General features: G+C 55.3%; 20 protein-coding genes. 12 read left to right on the top strand and 8 right to left on the bottom strand.

Going from position 1 to position 21,584, the window contains the following annotated elements:
- Positions 1-80 precede the first annotated feature (80 nt).
- A complete protein-coding gene (locus EY643_RS01110) occupies positions 81-2,585 on the top strand; it encodes a TonB-dependent receptor (protein ID WP_170287225.1) in 2,505 nt (834 codons plus the stop codon).
- Positions 2,586-2,697: 112 nt separating this feature from the next.
- Positions 2,698-2,943, top strand: a complete 246-nt coding sequence (locus EY643_RS01115; RefSeq protein WP_152660471.1) for a YgaP family membrane protein — start codon at positions 2,698-2,700, stop codon at positions 2,941-2,943.
- On the opposite strand, the gene EY643_RS01120 is transcribed toward EY643_RS01115, so the two are convergent.
- The gene (locus tag EY643_RS01120) at positions 2,935-3,468 is read right to left on the bottom strand and encodes a DUF3833 domain-containing protein (protein WP_152660472.1); all 534 of its coding nucleotides are present in this window, start codon (positions 3,466-3,468) and stop codon (positions 2,935-2,937) included. The genes EY643_RS01115 and EY643_RS01120 overlap by 9 nt on opposite strands.
- A 118-nt stretch (positions 3,469-3,586) precedes the next feature.
- Here EY643_RS01120 and EY643_RS01125 point away from each other — a divergent pair, with 118 nt between their 5' ends.
- Positions 3,587-4,585 carry an NAD-dependent epimerase/dehydratase family protein gene (locus EY643_RS01125; protein ID WP_170287226.1) on the top strand — a complete coding sequence of 333 codons (999 nt, stop codon included), beginning with the start codon at positions 3,587-3,589 and terminating at the stop codon, positions 4,583-4,585.
- Between the two features lie 49 nt (positions 4,586-4,634).
- Here the strand turns inward: EY643_RS01125 and EY643_RS01130 are convergent, their stop codons facing one another.
- On the bottom strand, positions 4,635-5,624 hold the full coding sequence (locus EY643_RS01130; RefSeq protein ID WP_240732789.1) for a YbgA family protein: 990 nt from the start codon (positions 5,622-5,624) through the stop codon (positions 4,635-4,637).
- A gap of 131 nt (positions 5,625-5,755) precedes the next feature.
- Here EY643_RS01130 and EY643_RS19615 point away from each other — a divergent pair, with 131 nt between their 5' ends.
- Genes EY643_RS19615 through EY643_RS01140 form a run of 3 tightly spaced genes read left to right on the top strand, consistent with a single transcriptional unit; the run spans position 5,756 to position 8,168 of the window.
- Complete coding sequence (locus EY643_RS19615) at positions 5,756-5,935, top strand: hypothetical protein (RefSeq protein WP_205743119.1); 180 nt, start codon at positions 5,756-5,758, stop codon at positions 5,933-5,935.
- Positions 5,936-5,937: 2 nt separating this feature from the next.
- A complete protein-coding gene (locus tag EY643_RS01135) occupies positions 5,938-6,684 on the top strand; it encodes an SDR family NAD(P)-dependent oxidoreductase (RefSeq protein ID WP_170287227.1) in 747 nt (248 codons plus the stop codon).
- 47 nt (positions 6,685-6,731) lie between these two features.
- Positions 6,732-8,168 carry an SDR family oxidoreductase gene (locus EY643_RS01140; RefSeq protein WP_152660476.1) on the top strand — a complete coding sequence of 479 codons (1,437 nt, stop codon included), beginning with the start codon at positions 6,732-6,734 and terminating at the stop codon, positions 8,166-8,168.
- Positions 8,169-8,208: 40 nt separating this feature from the next.
- Here EY643_RS01140 and EY643_RS01145 read toward each other — a convergent pair whose 3' ends face one another.
- The 3 genes from EY643_RS01145 to EY643_RS01155 all read right to left on the bottom strand — a co-directional run bounded on the left by EY643_RS01145 (position 8,209) and on the right by EY643_RS01155 (position 11,006).
- Positions 8,209-8,832, bottom strand: coding sequence for an MSMEG_1061 family FMN-dependent PPOX-type flavoprotein (locus EY643_RS01145; protein ID WP_170287228.1), 624 nt, complete (start codon positions 8,830-8,832; stop codon positions 8,209-8,211).
- A gap of 154 nt (positions 8,833-8,986) precedes the next feature.
- Positions 8,987-10,516, bottom strand: coding sequence for an arylsulfatase (locus tag EY643_RS01150; RefSeq protein ID WP_152660478.1), 1,530 nt, complete (start codon positions 10,514-10,516; stop codon positions 8,987-8,989).
- A gap of 67 nt (positions 10,517-10,583) precedes the next feature.
- The gene (locus EY643_RS01155; protein ID WP_152660479.1) at positions 10,584-11,006 is read right to left on the bottom strand and encodes a DUF1499 domain-containing protein; all 423 of its coding nucleotides are present in this window, start codon (positions 11,004-11,006) and stop codon (positions 10,584-10,586) included.
- 72 nt (positions 11,007-11,078) lie between these two features.
- Here EY643_RS01155 and EY643_RS01160 point away from each other — a divergent pair, with 72 nt between their 5' ends.
- Entirely contained in the window at positions 11,079-11,804 is a 726-nt protein-coding gene (locus tag EY643_RS01160; protein ID WP_152660480.1) for a DUF547 domain-containing protein, read from the top strand.
- 19 nt (positions 11,805-11,823) lie between these two features.
- Here the strand turns inward: EY643_RS01160 and EY643_RS01165 are convergent, their stop codons facing one another.
- Together EY643_RS01165 and EY643_RS01170 are read right to left on the bottom strand one after the other, a co-directional pair.
- Entirely contained in the window at positions 11,824-12,900 is a 1,077-nt protein-coding gene (locus EY643_RS01165) for an NAD(P)H-dependent amine dehydrogenase family protein (protein ID WP_152660481.1), read from the bottom strand.
- Positions 12,901-13,096: 196 nt separating this feature from the next.
- The gene (locus tag EY643_RS01170; RefSeq protein ID WP_152660482.1) at positions 13,097-15,013 is read right to left on the bottom strand and encodes a sigma-54-dependent Fis family transcriptional regulator; all 1,917 of its coding nucleotides are present in this window, start codon (positions 15,011-15,013) and stop codon (positions 13,097-13,099) included.
- Positions 15,014-15,199: 186 nt separating this feature from the next.
- Between EY643_RS01170 and EY643_RS01175 the strand changes: the two genes are divergently transcribed.
- Positions 15,200-15,442 (top strand): carbon storage regulator, encoded by a 243-nt coding sequence (locus EY643_RS01175; protein WP_152660483.1) that lies wholly within the window; start codon positions 15,200-15,202, stop codon positions 15,440-15,442.
- A 334-nt stretch (positions 15,443-15,776) separates the two neighbouring features.
- On the top strand, positions 15,777-17,027 hold the full coding sequence (locus EY643_RS01180; protein ID WP_152660484.1) for a cytochrome P450: 1,251 nt from the start codon (positions 15,777-15,779) through the stop codon (positions 17,025-17,027).
- Between the two features lie 32 nt (positions 17,028-17,059).
- Here the strand turns inward: EY643_RS01180 and EY643_RS01185 are convergent, their stop codons facing one another.
- Positions 17,060-17,830, bottom strand: coding sequence for a class I SAM-dependent methyltransferase (locus EY643_RS01185; RefSeq protein ID WP_152660485.1), 771 nt, complete (start codon positions 17,828-17,830; stop codon positions 17,060-17,062).
- 104 nt (positions 17,831-17,934) lie between these two features.
- Here EY643_RS01185 and EY643_RS01190 point away from each other — a divergent pair, with 104 nt between their 5' ends.
- The 3 genes from EY643_RS01190 (at position 17,935) to EY643_RS01200 (ending at position 21,577) form a co-directional block, all read left to right on the top strand.
- The gene (locus EY643_RS01190; protein ID WP_152660486.1) at positions 17,935-18,318 is read left to right on the top strand and encodes a hypothetical protein; all 384 of its coding nucleotides are present in this window, start codon (positions 17,935-17,937) and stop codon (positions 18,316-18,318) included.
- Between the two features lie 3 nt (positions 18,319-18,321).
- A complete protein-coding gene (locus tag EY643_RS01195; protein ID WP_240732790.1) occupies positions 18,322-18,960 on the top strand; it encodes an alpha-ketoglutarate-dependent dioxygenase AlkB family protein in 639 nt (212 codons plus the stop codon).
- A gap of 118 nt (positions 18,961-19,078) precedes the next feature.
- On the top strand, positions 19,079-21,577 hold the full coding sequence (locus EY643_RS01200; protein WP_152660487.1) for a penicillin acylase family protein: 2,499 nt from the start codon (positions 19,079-19,081) through the stop codon (positions 21,575-21,577).
- Positions 21,578-21,584: the final 7 nt, after the last annotated feature.

Below are 21,584 nucleotides of genomic sequence, written 5' to 3' on the forward strand. Positions count from 1 at the left end.
AATCGTGTATAAGAAAAGTAAGCCTTAAATCCAACACGGGTGGCGGCTGGACCCAAACAATACAAATAAGGGGTGACATCATGCGCGAGAAGCGCGTAGTAGTTTCAAGTCTGGCTCTGGGCATCGCCGCCAGCGCTGCGACCGTAGTGCCAATCCACGCTCAGGCCCAGATGGTGCTAGAGGAAGTGATAGTAACCGCACGGAAACGAGAAGAGTCGTTGCAAGAGACGCCCATTGCTGTAACGGCGCTATCGGCACAGGCGATGGAGGAACTGGGTGTCCGAGATATATCTGACTTGCGCAAAGTGGCGCCGAACGTGGACGTATACGACGGCAACGGCTCCACGGGTACCGGCAGTATTTATATTCGTGGTATTGGCGCGCGCAACGAAGGGGTAAATTTTGATTCCGGCGTTGGTCTCTATCTCGATGGCATATACGTGTCACGTACTTCTGGTGCGGTTCTGGACAACGTCGACCTGCAGTCCGTACAAGTGCTGCGTGGTCCGCAGGGGACGCTCTTTGGTAAGAACACTACCGGTGGAGCGGTTCTTTACACCACTAACAAACCCTCTGAGGAATTTGAGGGTCATGTGGAAGTGTTAGCGGGAAACTACGATCAGCGGACCGCCAAGGTCACCGTAAATGTGCCATTGATCGGTGACCAGCTGCTATCTCGCGTCTCTGTTTACAGCAATAGTCGTGACGGATATGTGACCAACCGGGCAAATGGCAACAGCTTCATCCCGGACGGCGAAGAGTTCAATGATATTGATCGCCAGGGGGCTCAGGTACAACTGCGCTGGGCCGCGAGCGATGATGTCACGTTGGACCTCAACTATATGTACAGCGAGACGGACCAGTCCGCTCGCGGTATGGATTGCGAGGTGGTGGACTCTATCCCCGGTTCAGGCTGGCAGGCTGAGTTGCAGAACCCCTTCATTATTGTTCCCTCTACCGGCCAGACCATTCAGGAATGGTGTGCGGAGAACAATGCGTTGGGTATCGACGATGTTATGGCTGGTATTGACCCGCCAGGCTACTGGGCAGAAACGAATACGCTAGGGTTTACTCTCGATTGGGAACTCGAGAACGCTACCTTCAAGAGTATTACCGCCTGGCGCAAAACCGAATCAGCGTTTTCTCAGGAAGTAGACGCCATTGGCATTCCGCTACTGGTGCGCAGTAACTATGACCGCGAGTTTGCCGGCGACTATATCACCGATGCGTATAGCCAGGAGTTCCAGCTCTCCGGGGCGGGTTTCGATGACCGATTGGATTATGTTGTGGGCCTTTATGCTTTCTGGGAGGATTCAGACTCCGGCCCGCGGGTGGAACCGGCTGGGCCATTTTTCAATTCCCTGTTTGTACCTAACATCGCGTACTACACGGCGTCGCACACTAGCCTGACCTCAGAGAACAAGGCGGCCTCGGTGTTTGGCCAGGCGGACTGGAGCTTCAATGATTCATGGCGTTTGACGCTGGGTTTGCGCTACACCTGGGAAGAGCGGGATCTGGAGCGCACTTATGAGGTAGCCAATATTGAGGAAGTGGCGACTACTGGTGACGCCAGTTATATTATCTCCGAGCAATTTATTCAGTTCCCCAGCGGGCCTGAGAGTTTCAATCCTCTCCACGGCTATCTTCTGCCGGACGACCCCCTGGCGCAGCAGTATGACAAGGTCGATGACTCTGACATTACCCCGATGGCCAGCCTGCAATACAGTTTTGATGAATCCCGTTTTATCTCAGGTGGCTCAGCTTACCTGTCCGCGACCAACGGCTTCCTGTCTGGAGGCATCAGTGACACGCTGGATATCGAGACTGGAATTCTGGAGCGTTACGAGCCTGAAGAAGTCTGGAACTACGAACTGGGCTTGAAGGTTGATTCGCTGAATCGCCAGTGGCGGGTGAATATGGCGCTGTTCTACACCGACTATGAAGATCGTCAGCTAACCACGGTCAAGATCAATCCGGTGGACGGTCGTATCGCAGGCTCGTTGATCAATGCAGAATCCTCCAGAATTGCGGGCATCGAGTTTGAGACGATGTACCTCCCCACCGACTCGCTTCAGATCATGGCCAATATCACCTTCAACGACGGTAAAATAGACGAATATAACGACACCCGCATTCTCACCGTACCTGAAAGTGGCGCGCCGGCGGAGTGCGAGGTCGTCACGGTTGGGACCGGTGATGTTATGAACTGTCCTGTCGATCGTTCCGATGAAAACCTGCCGCGCCTGCCGGAGGCCATCTACTATCTTGCGGCCCAGTACACCTGGGACACGTCTATTGGAGATATTCTGGCCATGGGAGCCTGGTCGTACCGCAAGGACGTGGACAACTGTTTCGATCGCAGCAGCTGCCTATCCGGCCTCTATTTGAATGACCAGGAAGACTTTTCCGCCAGGCTCACCTGGCTTTCCAGGGATGAGAACATCAGGGTCACGGCGTTCGGCAATAACCTGACGGATGAGCGGTATATTGTCGGCGGCGTGCCATTGGTGGATGTTACCCAGACGGCCGGCGTGGTTTACAGCGCACCGCGCATGTACGGCCTGGAGGCGAGCTACTCATTCTGACCTGGCAGCGCAGTGGTTAATTTTTGTCCATGAATAACGACCTTGTATTGCATCCAATCCAATTTTGGCCGCGTAGAAGAAGCTGTAATTGATACTGCGATGAGGTGTGGAGATGATCGAGAAGAATATTGGCAACATTGAACGGGTGATGCGACTGGCCTTTGGTTTGTTGCTAGCGGGCTGGATACTGACCCGCCAGGACGCGAATGGGATAGACATTTTCGTGGGGGTGGTGTCACTGGCGCTTATCCTGAATGGCATTTTCTCGCGCTGCTATCTTTGGTACGTCCTTGATATTAATACGGTAGCGAGCCGAGAGGACGGGCGAGCGGCCAGCCGAGACTGTAAGTCAGTCTAGGGTTTTCGTGATGACGAGTAGCAGATTTCCAACCCGCACACCGAATTTTGAGAGGGTGGATTCATTCAGCAGGACGGTTTCTGAAAGGAGGTACATGCGGTCATCGACGCGGACATCGATGGTATCTGCCCGGTAGGGTATGCGTAGGACATAGTCCAGGAAAGCACTGTTGCCCGAGACGGTCATAGTGCCGTCCCCAACCACATCGCCTGCAGTACCTATATAACTATTTTGCCCAGTGGGCGTCAGGGTCCAGACGCGTCGCTGCTCCTCTCCATCATCAAAGACAAAATCCTCCTCCAGCGTGCCCACACCATCCTTCCAGTAGGCAACGATGTCGGCGTTGAAGCTGCGAATGACGCGACCACCGCGATCTTTAACAACGCCATGGGCAGTCAATTTGCCATCAAAAAATTGTTCTGCGCTAAATACGGGCTGCATGTCGCTGTAGTCGCTAACCTGAACGCCTGAGCAGGCGGATAGGAAGGTCAGGAGAAGAAAGGCCTGCAAGCTGCGTAGTAGCATGGTGGTGGTCCAGTGATATTTCCTGTTTGTACGCAGTCCGGCTCCGATGCGATTAATCCGTAACAGGTATTTCGGCGTAGACAGGTGCATCCCTTTCAATGGAATTCAGGTGGAGAAAATGCCGAGAAAGAACAGGGTTGTCGCAGTAACAGGCGCTACCGGCTTCGTAGGCCGGCATTTTGTCGAACGAATTTTGCAGGAAACTGGCATCAGTGTGCGCTGCGTGGTCCGTGATAGTAGCGATGTGGCAGGCCTGGAGCACCTCGATGATGATATCGAGGTCGTTCACGCAGATGTCACTCGCCCGGACACGCTTGAGGACGCGTTTGCTGATGTATGGGGTGTCGTGAATCTCGCGGGCTACCGTGAATTCTGGAGTAAACGCCGAGAGCATTTCTACGACGTCAACCAGGTCGGTGCCGGCAACGTCTTTCGGGCATGTCTGGCCCGTGGGGTAGAGAAAGTTGTCCAGGTCAGCACCCCGCTCGCGTTTGGCCGGCCTGATGAGCAGCCTTTCGATGAGATGAGTGCCCCAGGGGCGCACCCCAGCGATTATGCGAGAAGCAAGTTTCTGGGAGACGAGGAAGGTTGGTGCCTCCATCAAGAGGAGGACTTGCCATTGACCGTCGTGCACCTGGCGGCAGTGATTGGTGCTGGCGACGACAAGGCGACCATGGAAGTTAAGCGCGCTGTCGATGGCAAACTACCCGCGTTAGTGGGTGCAGATACCACATACACATATCTGTATGTGCGAGACGCGGCCGATGCCATTGCTCGGGCGCTGTTGAACCCTGACACTGTAGGGCAACGTTATCTCATCGGTAACCAGCGAGCGACTACACGTGAGTACTTCTCGATCATTGGGCGGATAGCCGGTGTGCCGGTGCCTTCCAGAAATATACCCGAATCCTGGCTTATGCCTGTTGCGCGATGTATGGAGGCCGCCTCAAGAGTCACCGGAATCAGGCCAGTGGTCCCGTTGGATGTGTTGAAGACCACGGCTGCCGGTTCGCTACTCTTTGATGCGAGCCGCTCGGTGGACGAACTGGGTATGACGTATACATCCCTATCCACCGCCTTGTCCGAATCTGTAGAGGAGATACGCTCCGCTGCATGAGCGGCCTGGTGTATCCAGTACCCAGGGAAAAGCGAGGCTATGAGATGCCCTAGAGTTGATTGTGCAGCATCAGCTCCTGCGGATGAGGCTGCATATAGTAGGACTGGTTGATATAAGGATCGGGTGTTTTCCTGAAGTGGTGTCTGAGAATGGTGATGGGCACGATCAACGGAATATAGCCGAGACGATACTGCTCGATCATCTGGTCGAGTTCGGCACGGTCGTCTGCATCCAGTTTCCGCTTCAGATAGCCTTGAATGTGGCTCAACACATTGCAGTGATTGCGCCGACTTGCCGGTTTCTGCATGATTTCGGTAACCCCGGCCAGATAACTTTCACAAAACGTGTCTATATCCTGCCCGCCAATATCGGCGACCAGCCTTCCGAGCTCTCGTGCCTTGGTCTGGTTGTGGCTCATGTAGATGAGTTTGTTGCGTGCATGGAACTCAACCAGGTCCCGTTTTTCAGGTTGATCACTGATCAGGTCGCACCACCGTTTGTAAAAGAACACGCGTTTCACGAAGTTTTCCCGCAGTCGGGCGTCGTTCAGGCGGCCCTCTTCTTCCACAGGCAAATTAGGGAACATATCCATGATTTCCCCTGCAAACATGCCTCGCCCGTCGCGTGTTGCTGAGGATTTCCTATAAACTTTGACTCGCTCCATGCCACAGCTGGGTGAGTCTTTCTTGAAGATGTACCCGTACACAGAAGATACCCATGATGCCTGTGCCCTGGCGCTCGCGACCAATTCGTCTGTCACATCCAGGCTTGGATCTTTGGTGCCGACACAGCGAACGGAGTCATCATCTGCGTTGTTGACCAATCTGATGGGTTCACGGGGTGTGCCTAGGCCAATACTCACCTCTGGGCAAAAAGCCTGGAAGGAGAAAAACTCGCCCAGGTTTTGTGTGATGTAGGGGTTGTGCTTGTGACCCGAGTCGAACCTGACCTTCTGGCCTAATAGGCAACTGCTGATGCCGAGTGGAATCTTCATGGTGTCCTCAACGTAACTAGCGAGTGCTGAATCCTTCGTTGTCATAGTAGCACGTGAATTATCGTGGAGAGGCTTGATGCGCGTGCGCGCGAGAAATGTTGGATTCCAGGTGCATGAAGGTCTGCAGAGAGGAATATTGCGTATATCACTGTACTGTCTGGAAGAGCGAAAAAATTATGAAGTCCACCAATGTCGAAACAGGTGCGCGGTTGCGTTGTCGTGGTTGCACGCAGGATTGTGCTTATTATGAAATTTGCGATGGCAGACCATGGCGCGAGATGGATCCCGAGATGGCTGCTGGAGCAGCGGTCGTAGAAACAGATGTCTCCGGCGTGGAGCCGGTCAGCAACGCGTAGCGATGGCCGGGGATATCCTGAAACAGGAAGGCCTGAGTGCGGTTGTCGTGGGCAATGGAAGCATTGGCCTGGCGTTGGCGGCGAATCTCTTGCAGAGGGAGAACCTGAACAGCCTGGTTATTCTGAATCGCAATGGTGATGTGCCGTTCAGCGACCCGCGGGTAGCGAACGTGAAGTTTGATGCGGAAGCTCCTGAATCGATAGCGGCCGCGGCGAAGGTCGTGCGGTCTTCGGTAGATCGGGTACATCTGATGATTAACACAGTGGGTATGTTGCATAACCAGCAACAACAACCTGAAAAACGCCTGAGCCGTGTCTCGCCTGAGAACCTGCAGAGATCCTTTGCGGTGAACACTATGCTGCTGCCCGTTCTGGTGCAGGAATTTTCGAGCCTTCTTCGTCATCTGGACAGCGCTCTTTTTGTGTCACTTTCCGCCAGGGTAGGCAGTATCGAAGATAACCGACTGGGCGGCTGGTATAGCTACCGCGCCTCCAAGGCTGCGCACAATATGCTGTTGCGGACCATCGCGCAGGAATGGCGGTTGAGCCACCGTAATGCTGCGATAGTGGCTATGCATCCGGGGACGGTTGCGTCGCGGCTGTCAGAGCCGTTTATATCATCAGGCTATCAACATACCGTTCACACACCCTCCGAATGTGCTGATCATCTCGCGGCCGTATTCAGTACCCTGACATCAGAATCTTCGGGCAGTTTTCTCGACTGGCGAGGGCAGCCTGTCCCCTGGTGATGCCGGCGAACACCGGTTGCCAGAGGTGAAGATGCTAAGCTGAGCCTATGGAGAACGAAGCTTCATCTCAAGCTGTAAGCCTGGTGTTCGGTGCCAGCGGTTATATCGGGTCTAACCTGGTGCCTTTTCTCGCCTCCCGGGATAAGCGCGTGCGCGCCGTTTCGCGTAACCGGGCAGTTCTCGAGGGCCGTGAATGGCAGGGAGTGGAATGCGACAGTGCCGACGCGCTCGACCCCGGCTCACTTGATCGAGTGCTGTCCGAAGTGGACGTCGCCTACTACCTGGTGCACTCCATGGCCGCCGGAGCAAACTTTGGGGCGCTGGATCTTGAGGCCGCGACCAACTTCAGGGATGCTGCGGCCCGGGCGGGTATCCGGCGTATTGTGTATCTTGGCGGCCTGATTCCGAATGAACCCGAGTCTTTGCATCTGCAATCACGTTTCGAGACGGGACAGGTTCTTCGCCAGGGACAAGTGCCAGTAACCGAGGTGCGGGCCGGGATGATCATTGGTCCTGGCTCGGCGGCCTTCGAGGTTATGCGAGATCTGGTGAACAATTTGCCGGTCATGGTTACACCACGCTGGGTGTTTTCGCGCTCTCCCCCCATCGCACTGTCCGATTTACTGTCATATCTGGCGGCGCTGGCGGTGCTGCCCGAAGCGGCAGGAAAGATCTACGACGCTGCAGGCCCTGAAGTGCTGACATACGAGAAAATCATGCGGCGTCTTGCCGACATATTGGGGCGCCGCATTATCATAATTCCGGTACCTGTACTGACTCCGAAGTTGTCTTCTTATTGGCTGCGCCTGGTCACTACCGTGCCAGTCAATATCGCCCGGGCCTTGATTGATGGCCTCAAACACGATGTGTTGGCCGACGACGCCGCGTTGCGCGAACTCGTACCGATTCCCCTGCGCAATGTGAAGGAATCGATAGAGGATGCGCTGGCGGCCGAACGCAGCCTCTCGCTACCGGCACACTGGGTGGAGGGTTCGATTCGTTGCCGAAACTTTGAGCCCAGATACGCGTTTTATGCGAAACAGGCGACAGGAAAGTGTGAAACATTGGCGGAGCCAGACAGGCTCTGGCAGGCTATCTGCAGAATCGGCAGCGATCATGATTTCTTTGCATTGAATGCGCTCTGGTGGTTGCGCGGTGCTGCCGATTGGCTACTTGGCGGACCCAGCTTCAGGCGCAAACGCCGCGATCCTGACGTTCTTCGCATGGGGGACGTGGTGGATGCCTGGCGAGTTATCGCCCTCGTGCCCGAGCAAAAACTAACTCTCCTGTTGGAAATGAAGCTACCTGGGGCCGGCGTGCTTGAATTTGAGATCGTTGATTTGGGCAGCAGTCGCGAAGTACATGCTAGCGCCTACTTTCACCCCGCGGGTCTATGGGGACTGTTGTACTGGTATCCACTTGTGCCGTTTCATCTGTGGATATTCAAAGCGATGACGCGCGAGATTGCGCGTCGCGCAGAGTAAGTTCTGTGGGGGCCACCCTCGCGGCCATCAAACATGCAGTTCAATACATATTGTTCTGCGCATCATCTTCGATGGCGAACTCCAGCATGTTGGTAGTGTCGTCGTCTAATTGAAGGTGCCCTGACATTAGCTCAGCAAGTGTGGGGACGTCGCTATCCGGTAAATAGTCTGCCTGCCACAGCTTTGCTCGCCTGAATGCTTTGGAGCAATGCCCTAGAGCCTCTTCAACCGTGACAACTATGACCAGTGACGGCAGCTTGCCGTTGACGTCAAAGAGCCGCAGCAATTCGGGATCTGTACTCACAATACCCTTGCCGTTCACGCGCAGGGTTTCAAGAACCCCCGGTATCATGAACAGCAAACCCATGCTCGATTGCTCGATGATGTTGATGATACTGTCCAGACGTTTGTTGCCCGGACGATCCGGAATCACCAATGTGTGGTCGTCCAGAATATGGACGAAGCCCGGTGCATCTCCTCGCGGACTCACGTCAGCTGAGCCATCCGCACCGTGAGTTGCCATACAGACGAAGGGTGAGAGCTGAATATACTTTTTCATCGAAGGCGTTAAGCAATCAGCACTCTTAATGATTACTAATTCATGTACGGGTTCCCCCGTTATGGCTCGGAGCTGTTCTTCAGATGTGATTTGATGTTCGGGCACGGTTGAGTTCCTTCCGTCGGTGGATGGATAGGCATCTCTGCTGCGTCTACGGATGTTAAGCGTTATGACGCTGGAGGGCGCGCAGTGCGCTGAGCTTCAGGATTACCCTTCCCGTCTGGCTCAGGCGGGAAGGGCGACCCTGGGTTGCCAGAGCCTACTGCCGGCTCATGGCACCTTTCATTTTGTCCATGACAGCGTCAATGCTGAGAGAATCTCCCATGGATGGCGGGAAGTCTTTGAAGGTGGCCAGGAACTCACCAACCAGTGCTTGTGCCGGGACGAACATCCACATCTGATCTGCGTAGAACTGACGGATGTAGAGCGCTGAGTCGGGTCCCGCCTCGAACGGATCCATCCTCAAGTTCACAATCAGCGGCCATGATGGGGTTTTACGATACGCTTCGTTGATGGCCCCTTCCATGATAGTGAAGTGTATTTTCCAATCCTTGAAACGTACCGCGTTAAGGTTGCCGCCTGCATCGAAGTAGAAAATCTCATTGCGTTTGCCAGGCCCCTTGCCGGACAGTAGGTCAGTCTGGTTGTAACCGTCCAGGTGCGCCTTGAACTTGCTGCCGCCGGCCCGATGGCCTTTCAGCAATTTCTCTTTTACATCGGGTTCTCCGGCTGCTGCCAATAGCGTGGGTAGCCAGTCCTCTTGAGAAAATATGTCGTTAATGACGGTGCCCGGCTTGACGGTGCCGGGCCACCTCACCATCATCGGAACGCGAAAGCCGCCTTCCCAGGTGGTGCCTTTCTCGCCTCGGAATGGAATGGTGCCGCCGTCGGGCCAGGTAAACTTCTCGGCGCCATTGTCAGTGCTGAAGACAACGATTGTATTGTCGGCTATGCCCAGCTCATCCAGCTTGTCCAGCAGTGCGCCCACGCCGTCATCGAGTTCCATCATGCCGTCGGCGTACAGGCCATAACCTGATGCGCCTTTGTACTTTTCGCTCAAATGAGTCCAGACGTGCATGCGAGTAGAGTTGTGCCAGACAAAGAACGGCTTGCCTTTGCTGTGCGCATCCTCAATAAACTTGAGGCTCTCATTCAAAAACTCGGTATCTGCTGTCTCCATGCGCTTGCGGGTCAGTGGGCCGGTGTCTTCAATTTCCCCGTCAGCGCTGGAGCGGATCACGCCGCGCGGACCAAACTTTTTGTGGAATTCCGGATCCTTGGGATAAAACTCGCTTTCGGGCTCTTCCTCGGCATTGAGGTGATAGAGATTGCCAAAAAATTTGTCGAAGCCATGTTCGGTTGGCAAGTGCTCATCGCGATCGCCGAGGTGGTTTTTACCGAACTGACCGGAAGTGTATCCGTGATTCTTAAGCAGTTGAGCGATCGTGGGATCCTTTGCATTGATCCCCTGCTTGGCGCCGGGCATACCAATAGTCAGCAGGCCTGTACGGAACGGATGCTGGCCCAGTATGAAGGAAGCGCGGCCCGCGGTGCAGCTTTGCTGAGCATAGCCGTCTGTGAAGATGGCGCCTTCGTTGGCGATACGGTCAATGTTGGGTGTGCGTCCACCCATCATGCCATTGTGATAGGCGCTGATATTCCACATACCTACGTCGTCGCCCCAGATCACCAGAATATTCGGTTTGTCCGTTTTAGCGATGGAAAGGCTACTGAAGAACAATAACGACAGCGTGAGTAGGGTGTTTCCGATAGTTTTGGCGAATCTCATTGTGTGGTCTCCCTGGGAGATTGGGGTTGAAAAGCTCAGAATACCATTGAGAGTAGGCTAGATTTCGTCAGGGTGAAAGCTGGTCGCGAAGCATTTCTACCCTGCTGCGGTTAGCGCCCATGTCACTGATGCCCAATCTGGACGAGGAGCGCACCTGAATAACGCCCGTGTTTTGGTCAAAGCGGAGCTGTACATCATCGCGAAAGCGCATCAACGGTGTTTTCACCACGGCCTGCATAAAGTCACCATTGTCGATCGTGATGGTCCAGTCATCCTGTGCCGCAATCCAGGTTTTAAGTTCTAGCCACTGTTGCGCCGTGGCCGCGATCGGCGCGACGGCCTGGGTGCCTTCGGTTGAACTACTGCTCACACAGTTTGGGAACGTGCCGCAATCAGGCAGAGCGGCATCACTGGCGGGCTGGTTCGGCGCGCTTGTGCAGCTTGCGAGGGACATTGCGATCAACAGATAGATAACGCGATATACTCTCATGACGAAACGCTCTTAGGGCAGTTTCTATACTCTAACCCCTCGAAGCCCTAATCGGTATCAGTGAGTCGTCTTATGATTCGAATAATTCCACTTCTACTCGGTCTGTTATTGGCGTCCAGCCTTGCTTCTGCCGAATTAGATTCGGCAGCCTGGAACAAGCTACTCGGATCCGCTGTTGTCGCAGGGCATGTAGATTACGCTCAGTGGCGTGATAATCCTGATTTTGATGCAGTCGTCGAGCAAGTGGCGCGGGCCGATACCGGCGCAATGAGTCGTCAGCAAAGGCTGGCCTTCTATATCAATGCATACAATATTCTGGCCGCGCGCGGCATACTCGATGGTCGCTCGCCCGACGGCATATTGGGTAGATACCTGTATTTCAAGCGAGACACCTATGCCGTGGCCGGAGAGCGCATCAGCCTGCACCAGCTGGAACACGAGTGGATACGCCCACTGAAGGAGCCGCGTATTCACTTTGCCATCGTCTGCGCCAGTCAATCTTGCCCTATATTGCAGAGCGAGGCCTACACGGCAGATCGTCTGGAGGAACAGCTGGAATCCGCAGCTCGCGGGTTCATCAATGACAGATCTCGCAATCGGTTTGATCTACGCTCGGGGCGAGCCGAACTCTCCAGAATCTTTCAATGGTTCGAGGAAGACTTCGAGGAGTCGTCGGGTTCCGTCCAGGCCTACCTTGCGCCAATGGTGAGCAATGCGGAGGCTTCATCGCAGTTATCTCGCAACGGATTCGAGATCAGCTACCTTGAATATGACTGGAGTCTGAACGGGAGTCTCTAACGCGCAGCCCTGTCATCCTCTACATGACCTTTGCCTTGCCGTGCACTATCGGTAAATCCAGGTAGGTTTTGATGCCGGTAGTCGCTTTGCACACGAAGGGTATGCTGTTGACGCAGTGCATTGCGGTCGCGACCATTCCCGGATTGCGCCTGTGTACTTCGCTCCAGTCCATATCGCGGGAGGGGTGGACTCCATGGGTGGCTGTATAAACAGGGGGGTCGCCTTCAACGCGCATGGCGAAGCACTCTCCTGATTGGGCGATTTTCCTGGCGTCGAACCAGTCGGTCTCGATGTTGTCCGTGCCCATGTACCAGTTCACTTCGGCTTTCACCACAGGCTCACCTTGCTGCAGCCCCTCCCAGCGAAATCGTTGTGCAGCGATCAAGCCCGGATTGATGATACCCATGGGCGTGTCGATCGGCGCGGTGGCGAGTGCAAAGTCGTGTGTCGCTCTCAGTGGCCCATCCAGCGTAAAACCGAGTGAGTCGGCCAGCATGTGCACAGATTGGCCGAAGCCGCTCCCCAGCAGTTGTAGCATAAAGCTGTCTTTTGCCTCCTGCGGCGTTTTGCCGAAGAGCATGATATCGCGGAGTACATCTGCAGATCCGTAGGTGCGACAGTCGGAATATTCTTCGCAGCTGACATAGGTGACGTCACGAGAAAAGCTCGACATCATCAGCGGCCACTTCTCCGTGACGCCTCCGGGGTGAATACCGGTGCCGTGTAGTGTGCTGTTACCCTCGTTGCAGGCAGCTTCGATCGCTGTAGTTTCAAGGTCGCGGGGATAGAACCAGCCCAGAGGGGTCACCACATTGATACCGGCGCTCAGAAACCTCAGGAGTTCGTCCTCTATCGGTACCAGTGGGCTGTAGAGAATACAGTCCGGTGCCAGTGCGATCAGTGCATCGACATCGTTGGTAGCTTGTACGCCTGTTTCGAGGTCTGGCCGGTCGGCCAGGGCGCCGGCATCCTGGCCGATCTTGGCTGCGCTATGTACCCATACCCCGACCAGTTCTAACTCCGGGTGCGATACGATTCCTTCGATGGCAGGTCGCCCGAGGTTTCCTGTTGCCCATTGGACGACGCGATAGCGCATTATATGGCTCCTTATTAGAGTTATGGTTGCACGACTGCCGGTAGATTGGGCTGACTGGGTGTCGGCTACGATACAAGCCTATGCCAGATATCACAATGATAGGGGATGGGGCAGCGGGGCTGCGCGCGCCCGACGGCAGAGTCTGAATCTCGTGTAAACCTGCTACGCTGGGCGTCGAATTCGGGCGTGTATTGTTCTATCCGTCTAGCTGAAGTTCCTTGAGTTTTCTGTAGAGTGTCGCCCTGCTTATTCCTAGCAAGCGAGCGGCTTTGGTCCGGTTACCGCCAGCTTGTTCTAGCGCCTGCTGAAGCCTTTGCTGAAAGTCAGGCGCTGTCGTTGCCCGCTCGGCCGCTGTGGATTGGGCGGAGAGAAGCTCCGGCGGTAGGTCGCTGAGCGAGATTGAACCTGAATGGCAGTGAATCGTCGCAAACTGGATCGCGCTCCTGAGTTCCCGAACGTTACCAGGCCAGTTGTATTGACTAAGCTGACTTACGACAGGCGCAGCAATAGAGGCGATGGCTTTCCCTGTTTCCACTCTCATTTCTGCGAGAAACGCCTCGGCAAGTAAGGGAATATCTTCGCGTCTTTCTCGTAGAGGGGGCACCAGTACCCTGCCCACACGGAGTCTGTATAGTAAGTCCTCCCTGAAGCTACCAGCCGCCACCTGGTCACCAAGGTTTCTGTTTGTAGCGGCGATGATGCGGAGATCGATATGCTCGGTGTTGGGCTGCCCGAGTGGCGCTACTTCGGCGCTTTCTATGGCGCGAAGCAAGCTGACCTGCACGTCTTCGGAGATGTCTCCGATTTCATCTAAAAACAGGGTGCCACCATCGGCGGCCTGGAAGTACCCGGTTTGATCTTTCACAGCGCCTGAAAAAGCGCCCCGGCGGTGTCCGAACAGCTGACTGCCGAGGAGAGAACTACTTAGTGCCGCACTGTTTACCGCAATAAAGGGCCCGTTGCTTCTAGGGCTCGCAGCGTGGATCGCGCGTGCCACAAGTTCCTTGCCCGTTCCAGTTTCACCCTCAATAAGCACGGTCCAGTCGCCGTTTGCCACGTCATTGATGGTCCGATAGAGATTTCTCATGCCCTGGCTTTTGCCGATAAGTTGGCCGAATCGGCTGCGATCGAGTTGCCGCTGCAATTGTTTCAGCTGTTTGTCGGCTTCGGCTCTCTCTGACAGGTCACGAAGCATGCCAATGAACAGTCTCGATCCCTGTACATTCGTTTCGTTAACGGTCAGGTGAATAGGGAACTCTTTGCCATCTCTGTGGCGGCCTAATACTTCCCGTCCCTGGCCGATGACTTTTGCGTCGCCCGTTTCCAGATAATTTTTAATGTAGGTGTCGTGTTCCAATCGGTAGGGTGTTGGCATCAGGTTGCTGACATTTTCCCCACGTAATTCTAGCTGTGAATAGCCAAACATTTGTTCCGCTCGCTGGTTTGCGGACTCGATAATTCCTCGTTCGTCGATGGTAATAATCGCCTCGTAGGCGCCATCGAGAATCGCACGCAGGCGTTGTTGCTCATCTGATAGCTCGTCTGCCGCTTGCCTTCTGTCGGATTCAGCGCGGAGTGCAAAGATTGCGTTGGCACAAGTTTGGAGGAAGGGCGCCAGGTCGTTAATCAGTTTCTCGTCGTAGCCTTCAGGCCGATTGGCAATACCGATCATGCCAATCATCCGTCCCGCACTGTGGAGAGGAACACCCAGAAATGAATTCAGATCCGGGTGGCCCAATGGCAGGCCACCGCGTCTGGAATCGTTTTGGGGTTCGTTTGCTATAACCGGCTTTTCCTCCGTCATCACATGACCAAACAAAGTTTCCAGATTATGAAACTCGAGGCCATTGGGGGCGTTTTCTTCGAAGTGCCGGCGGGTATATTCGTTCCAGGCAATATTGGTGATGGCGTGTGTCCTCAGGAACACCTTGCCTTCTTCATCTAAATGGGTCTCACCTATGAACCCGTATTCGCTATCGCTGAGTTCAAGCAAGGCACTGAGGAGTCCGTCAAATAGTTGCTTGCGCTCGACCGTCCCGATCAATTGGGACTGAGCGTTCGTAATGGCAGTAAGCAGCCGCATATACCAATCAGAGCTTTCGATTCTATCCACGGACGACCTCGTTGTGTCATGAGACACTTAGAGTGTCTCATGAGTCGTATCAAAATTCTATCGATAGCTGTCTCAGTGGTGTAACCATCTGTTTTTTATAAATAAAAACTGTTTCGTTTTGTTGGTACGGTGTTTGCAATTGTTTAAGCCAGTATGTAGCGACGGGCAGAATCGAGGGAAACGTAGATGCTAATTATCACTAGACGTATTGGAGAGAGCCTGAAAATAGGGCAGTTGGAAGACCTGCTTGAGGGCCCGGTTACCGTGACCGTACTCGGAGTCAAAGGCAATCAGGTGCGCATTGGAGTGGATGCACAACGCAGCATACGCGTTGATCGGGAGGAGATCAGGAAGAAAGTTGATGCCGAGGCGGCGCAAAAAGGTCGCACCGTGTCATCTCCAGATTTCGCCGCTTCAGCCAGGGTGTAGACGAGCAAGAGGCGCCAAGCAGCATTGAGTGCCGCAAATTTGAATAGGTTAATAGTGAGAGGATAGCCAATGAGCGTTGCATATGAATTCGGTGGAGTCGATCGCACGCCCGTCAAGTGGGCGAGAAAGACCCCGTCAGCGTGGGGCGTGGGCAGCAAGAAGTTTGCAGGTTGGAGGCAAACCCTGAAAGCCCAGTTGGCTAAGGAAGCGTGGCCCAGGTCAGCTAGCGGAGGGCGGCGGTAAATTCGGCGTTCGAAAAACACCAGTTTCCAGGCGTGTACTAGAGCCAGATAATGTATGCTGCTAGCCTTCGAATTTAATGAAGGCTATCCGGATGTCGACATGCCCTTACACGAATCTGTTGGATCCCGATCTTTACGGCCAGGGCAACCACCTGCCGAAACTCGGTGAACTGCGTGCACTGGCGGACGCGCCGATTATCAAGATAGAAGACCCGCTTCAGGGTGTGCCGTATTGGGCGGTGCTGGAGCGCCAGCATGTCGACTACATTGCAAAACACCCCGCAATTTTCTCCAGTGAAAAGCGACTAACCATTCCCACCGAGTACGATGACGAAACCATTGCGATGCAGACGCAAATGCTCGTCAATATGGATCCGCCCAAACACGGCAAGTTCAGGCGGATAGCTCGAAATGCGTTTACCCCTAAAGCCGTTGAGAGTTATCACGCTACGTTTAAGCGCTACGCAAAGGAAATTGTCGACTCAGTGGCAGCCAAGGGGCAATGCGAGTTTATTACGGAAGTTGCGGCTGAGCTGCCCCTGATGGCGATTCTTGCACTGTGCGGTGTGCCGATCGAGGATCGCGACAAGTTCTTTACCTGGACCAACCAGATGATGTTCCAGGAAGATGAAGATATCGGAGGTGATGACCCTGCTGCCTTGGCGCAGGACGCCGCGGCCAATATTTACCTGTACGCTGGCGAACTCGCTAAGAAGCATGCCGAGTCGCCACTGACTAATATCGTTGGCTCTCTCCTGGATAGTGAGGTCGAGGACGAGAAGTTAACGGAAGAAGAGTTCCAGCTGTTCTTCCTCATGCTGATAGCGGCGGGCAACGAGAGTACCCGGTCAGTAACAGCGCATGGCATGCGACTGCTGATGGAGAACCCGGATCAGTTACAGATGCTGGTCGATGACCCCAGCCTGATTCCCGATGCCTGTGAAGAGATGCTCCGCTACAACCCAGCCTTTGTCACCATGCGCCGAACAGTAATGGAAGACACCGAGGTAGCGGGTGTGGAGATGAAGGAAGGCGATAAAGTCTTGCTTCATTGGCATCTCATCAACCAGGATCCTGGAATATTCGAAGAGCCGGAGAAATTCGACATTACCCGCGCCCGGCGCATGCCGGAATTGGCCAGGGAGCATCGTTCCTTTGGTATTGGTACGCACTTCTGTTTGGGGGCTCACCTGGCTCGGATGGAAATGCAAATTATGTTTGAGGAAGTTATTCCGCGCTTGAAAAACCCGCAGTTCGCAGAACCCGTCAAATATATGCGCGACTACTTCGTAAATGGGATCAAGGAAATGAATATCACCTTTGATCCCGAGCCCAAGCCCTGAGTATGGTAAGTGAAGGCAAGTATCCCTGAAACTCAATCAGGGGCAGAGTTGTCAGCTTTACGAAAGGTCATCAGATGTTGTTTTGGCAGCACATCGGATACGCCAGCGAAGTCCAGCCCCACTGCGGCCATTTCTTTTTTGGCCTGCTTAAGAGTCATGGTGTGAAGGGGCTTGATGCCAATGGTCGAATCTTCGCCTCGATATTCAACGAGCAGCACTCTGCCATCAGCTGCAAGGGAAGCGGTAATTGCCTGCATCACCTCTCGTGGGCAGGAAAATTCATGATAGGCATCTACCAGCAGCACGACATCGACTTCGACATCACTCAGAAGCGGATCGCATTCCTGCGCGAGACGTGGCTCCACGTTGGGCACGCTGCCGGTGACGATGCGCTGCTCAATGATGGCCAGCATCTGTGGTTGAATGTCGACGGCCAGCACGCGGCCTTCAGGTACCTGCTTGGCCATGGGAAAACTGAAGTATCCCGTGCCCGCCCCAAGGTCGACGACGGTGTCGTCTGGGCGTAGCTTCAGGGCTGCCAATAACAGGTCTGTGCGCTCCTCCTGTACTCGCTGCGGTCGTTCCAGCCAGCCTGCTCCGAGGTGACCCATAACGTGACTGATTTCCCGGCCCAGATAGAATTTACCGATGCCGTCGCGACTGGCCTGGGCTATGTTGTAGTGCTCGCTGCGCGCTGCGATTGGGTCAGAGGCTTCAGCGAAGCCTGGCACCGATAAACAGGCCTGTAAGGCCACCACCAAGATGCAGAGAACTGTGGTTACAGGGTTGCGTTTGTAAGTCATGCAGTAGTTACGTGTGCGGGTTCCCGCTGGATTGCCGCTGTGTCGTTTGCTGTGCTGTCGAGGCAGACCTACACTGTTCGACGTATCCCTTCAGGAGAGAGCGCATGACTCTGCCCCGTCCGTTTGCCGCATGTGGTTTTGCCGTTTTATTGGCGTTGAGCAATTTCGATGTTGCTGCCCAGACACACGGGCAGGTGAAGGGTGCTGCCACGACCCCTGAGGCCTGGAATGCCATGGAGGGCCAATGGCAGCCGGTAGAGGCCTGGTGGTTGGCTTACGCCAGCACGAGCGAGGGCCACTTCTGGGGCAAGCGCGCCGATTACCCGCCCTACGAGGAGGTGGGCGAACACGATACTCTTTTAATCGTTGCGCAGGACGGGCCGTGCCTCATGTACTTTTTCCACAATCGCTGGCGGCGGGCACAGGATGTTCGGCGCTGGGATCCGGTCTTCAATCAAATCCTCGGTTGTCCCACCGTATTTGATTGAGACGTGGCGCAACTAACCCTCTATCCGGAGCCGGCGTCGGAGACGCTCGAGTTGCCGGGTGCCGACTTGCGATTGATCAGACGCCCGGACCTGGGCGTAGATCCGGATTGCCTGATGGAATTGCTACTGGCGCAAACGCCCTGGCGGCAAGAGAGCATCACGGTGTACGGAAAGACCCACCTGCAGCCCCGGCTACTGGCGTGGTATGGCGAGCCGGCTGCGGTCTATCGCTATTCCGGCAAGACTCATCAACCGCTGCCATGGACAGATCAACTGGATGGATTGCGACGTCGCATGGAGGCGCTGGCCGGAACCCCATTTAACAGTGTGTTGCTGAACTACTATCGCGATGGGCGTGATTCCATGGGCCTGCATGCAGATGATGAGCCTGAGCTCGGTCCTGAGCCGGTGATAGCATCACTGAGCCTGGGAGAAGAGCGGGCGCTGTACTTCAGGCACAAACGCGACAAGCAAGCGCGGGGGCTGGATGTGAGTTTGCCTCACGGTAGTGTGTTGTTGATGAGCGGGGCCACCCAGCGCTATTGGAAGCACGGCATTCGCAAGCTGCGACGCGATTGTGGGCCGAGGCTTAACCTGACGTTTCGTCTGGTCGGTTCTATTTCGGCGCCCGGAGAAGACTAAACATGGACATACACTGCACATTTATACTCTTCAGCCACTAATGTTGCCCGGTGCTGCTGTATTTTGTTGCATATGCGCGGCATATTAACAGGCTATAAAAAGATAAGGATAAGCTGTGATGCGCAACCTCCATCGACTGACTCTTGCCGCCCTCCTTGGCCTGAGTATTACCGCCTGCAGCGATTCTTCTGACAGAAGTCCCAGCCTCCCCATTGAGCCTCCCGTTGAGCCACCGGTGGAACCTCCGGTAGAGCCCACATTTTCCGCAGAAATCCGCCGTACCGAATACGGCATCCCCCACATCAAGGCGGATGACTGGGCCGGCCTGGGTTACGGTTATGGCTACGCTTATTCGCAGGATAATTTTTGCGTCACCATGCGCGAGGTAGCGCTGGCGAGTGGACGCTGGGCTGAGTTTACTGGCGACAATGTAGACCGCGATCTGCTGTCGCGCTATATCAATGGCACCAAGGAGGAGTTCACCGCGAACTTCTTCGAAAAATTACCACAGCGCGACCAGGAACTGATTACCGGCTATGCGGCCGGTATGGCTCGGTACCTTGATGAAACCGGTGTGGACAATCTGCCGGACGGTGAGAATGGCTGCCGGGGTGAGCCGTGGGTTTTCACCCCTGATCGCATCGACCTGATGATGTATCTGCGCAGTATTGCCCTTCAGGCCAGCACCGGTCAGGGCATTGTTCGCGACGCTATTCTTGCGGTGCGCGGTCCGGACGCACTGCAAGACGCGAGCGCCAAGTCACTGCAGGTCAGGTCCGGCCTCAAGCAGGATCTTTCGACGGCGGGCAGGGCAATGCGTCCCGCTGAATCCGGCAGTAACGCCATTGCCCTGGGAAGCGATGCCACCCAGAACGGCGGAGGGCTGCTGCTGGGTAACCCTCACCAACCCTGGAATGGCAGTGGCCGCTGGTATGAAGCGCACTTGACCATACCCGGCGAGTACGATGCCGCTGGCGCTTCGTTGCAAGGACTGCCCTGGATTGGCATTGGCTTTACCCGCGATGTGGCCTGGACACACACCGTTGACTACGCCACGCGCTTTACCCTGTACGAGGTGCCCCTGAACCCTGAGGACCCCATGCAGTACGAATTCGACGGCGAGTACCGCGATATTGTCGAGACCACCGTGTCTGCCCAGCAATTGCTTGACGACGGCAGCCTGGAAACCCATGAGCGCACCTTCTATAGCACCCAGTATGGTCTGGTGTTGGATCTGGGTGGGGTCAACCCGGCCATAGGCGGCTGGCCCACGTTCGCCGGCACGCTAATGACCATGCGTGATGCCAACCTCGATACTGGTCTGCGCTCACTGCGCCAGTGGGTGGAAAAAGCCCAGGCCACCAACATGGAAGAGTATCGGCAAGCGCTGCGCTATATCGGCAACCCGGTGTTCCACGAGTTTGCAGCTGACCGCGACGGCGGCATGTTCTACGGCCAGATCAGCGCTGTGCCCCATGTTGACCAGGCCAAGCTGGACGAGTGCCTGACAGGCATTGGCGCACTGGTCGCCAGCGTCACCACCAACGCATTTATAGGCCTGGATGGCAGCCGTTCTGCCTGCGAGTGGGGCGAGGATGCGGATAGCCCTGAGGGTACCAATCTGTTTGGCCTGGATTCACATCCGCAGATCCTTGGCACCGGTACCGCAGGCAACAGCAACAACAGCTACTGGTTAACCGATGCCACCCAGCCGCTCGAGGGTTTCCCGGTGGTCTTCGGCTGGATGGGGCATGAGGGCAATCAACAATTCCTTCGCACTCGCATCACCCATCAGATGATCGCCGACAGGTTGGCCGGTGGCGACGAGTTTAGTGAAACACCGTTGTTCGATCAGGAAACCCTGAAAACCCTGATGTACAGCAATCGGGTGCACGGCGCGGAGTTGGTGTTGGACGACGTGTTACAAATCTGTAGCGAGTACCTCGATGGTCCTGGAGCGGACCCGTCCAGTGCCGCGGCGTTGGCAGAGACCTGCGAAGTGCTCACCAATTGGGACCGCAGAGTAAACGTAGAGAGTCGCGGGGCGCAGGTGTTTACTGAGTTTTGGGGAGGCATTCGCAATACCTATGGCAGCCCCTATCAGAATGTAGTGGTCAGCGACGAGTTCTGGGCCGTCGATTACGACCCAGCCGACCCAATCGCCACGCCGGCCGGGATAGATCTCACCGTGCAGGCCAATCGCGACCTGGTAATTGAACAGCTGCTACAGGCCAACCAGCGCCTGACTGATGCTGGCGTTGCCCTGGACGCGCCCTGGGGAGAAGTGCAATACCTCGAGCGCAACAACGAGAACGTCCCCATCCATGGTGGCGCGGGCACCATGGGTGTCTTTGGGGCGATCAGCGCCAGCCTGCAGGACGGGGGTTACATCAACCCGCGGGCGGGTAACTCCTATATCCAGGTGGTCACCTGGGATGAGAGTGAGTGTCCCATTGCAGACACTATTCTCACCCACTCACAGAGCGTACAGCCAGATTCAGACCATTACGCTGACCAGACCAAACTCTACGCCGACAAGCGCTGGGTCAGGTTTCCGTTCTGCGAGGAAGAAATCCAGGCTGCACAGATCGGTGAGACTCTGATACTCGAGGAGTAAGCCCTTG

This window comes from Halioglobus maricola (assembly GCF_009388985.1).
In the GTDB taxonomy this organism is placed as follows: Bacteria; Pseudomonadota; Gammaproteobacteria; order Pseudomonadales; family Halieaceae; genus Halioglobus; species Halioglobus maricola.

Bases quoted from the DNA above. Each gene is read 5' to 3' on its own strand.
- EY643_RS01180 (WP_152660484.1), top strand. From the start codon at position 15,777: ATGTCGACATGCCCTTACACGAATCTGTTGGATCCCGATCTTTACGGC.
- EY643_RS01125 (WP_170287226.1), top strand. From the start codon at position 3,587: ATGCCGAGAAAGAACAGGGTTGTCGCAGTAACAGGCGCTACCGGCTTC.
- EY643_RS19615 (WP_205743119.1), top strand. From the start codon at position 5,756: ATGAAGTCCACCAATGTCGAAACAGGTGCGCGGTTGCGTTGTCGTGGT.
- EY643_RS01150 (WP_152660478.1), bottom strand. From the start codon at position 10,516: ATGAGATTCGCCAAAACTATCGGAAACACCCTACTCACGCTGTCGTTA.
- EY643_RS01190 (WP_152660486.1), top strand. From the start codon at position 17,935: ATGACTCTGCCCCGTCCGTTTGCCGCATGTGGTTTTGCCGTTTTATTG.
- EY643_RS01115 (WP_152660471.1), top strand. From the start codon at position 2,698: ATGATCGAGAAGAATATTGGCAACATTGAACGGGTGATGCGACTGGCC.
- EY643_RS01130 (WP_240732789.1), bottom strand. From the start codon at position 5,624: ATGACAACGAAGGATTCAGCACTCGCTAGTTACGTTGAGGACACCATG.
- EY643_RS01120 (WP_152660472.1), bottom strand. From the start codon at position 3,468: ATGCTACTACGCAGCTTGCAGGCCTTTCTTCTCCTGACCTTCCTATCC.
- EY643_RS01185 (WP_152660485.1), bottom strand. From the start codon at position 17,830: ATGACTTACAAACGCAACCCTGTAACCACAGTTCTCTGCATCTTGGTG.
- EY643_RS01135 (WP_170287227.1), top strand. From the start codon at position 5,938: ATGGCCGGGGATATCCTGAAACAGGAAGGCCTGAGTGCGGTTGTCGTG.
- EY643_RS01165 (WP_152660481.1), bottom strand. From the start codon at position 12,900: ATGCGCTATCGCGTCGTCCAATGGGCAACAGGAAACCTCGGGCGACCT.
- EY643_RS01110 (WP_170287225.1), top strand. From the start codon at position 81: ATGCGCGAGAAGCGCGTAGTAGTTTCAAGTCTGGCTCTGGGCATCGCC.
- EY643_RS01175 (WP_152660483.1), top strand. From the start codon at position 15,200: ATGCTAATTATCACTAGACGTATTGGAGAGAGCCTGAAAATAGGGCAG.
- EY643_RS01160 (WP_152660480.1), top strand. From the start codon at position 11,079: ATGATTCGAATAATTCCACTTCTACTCGGTCTGTTATTGGCGTCCAGC.
- EY643_RS01155 (WP_152660479.1), bottom strand. From the start codon at position 11,006: ATGAGAGTATATCGCGTTATCTATCTGTTGATCGCAATGTCCCTCGCA.
- EY643_RS01200 (WP_152660487.1), top strand. From the start codon at position 19,079: ATGCGCAACCTCCATCGACTGACTCTTGCCGCCCTCCTTGGCCTGAGT.
- EY643_RS01140 (WP_152660476.1), top strand. From the start codon at position 6,732: ATGGAGAACGAAGCTTCATCTCAAGCTGTAAGCCTGGTGTTCGGTGCC.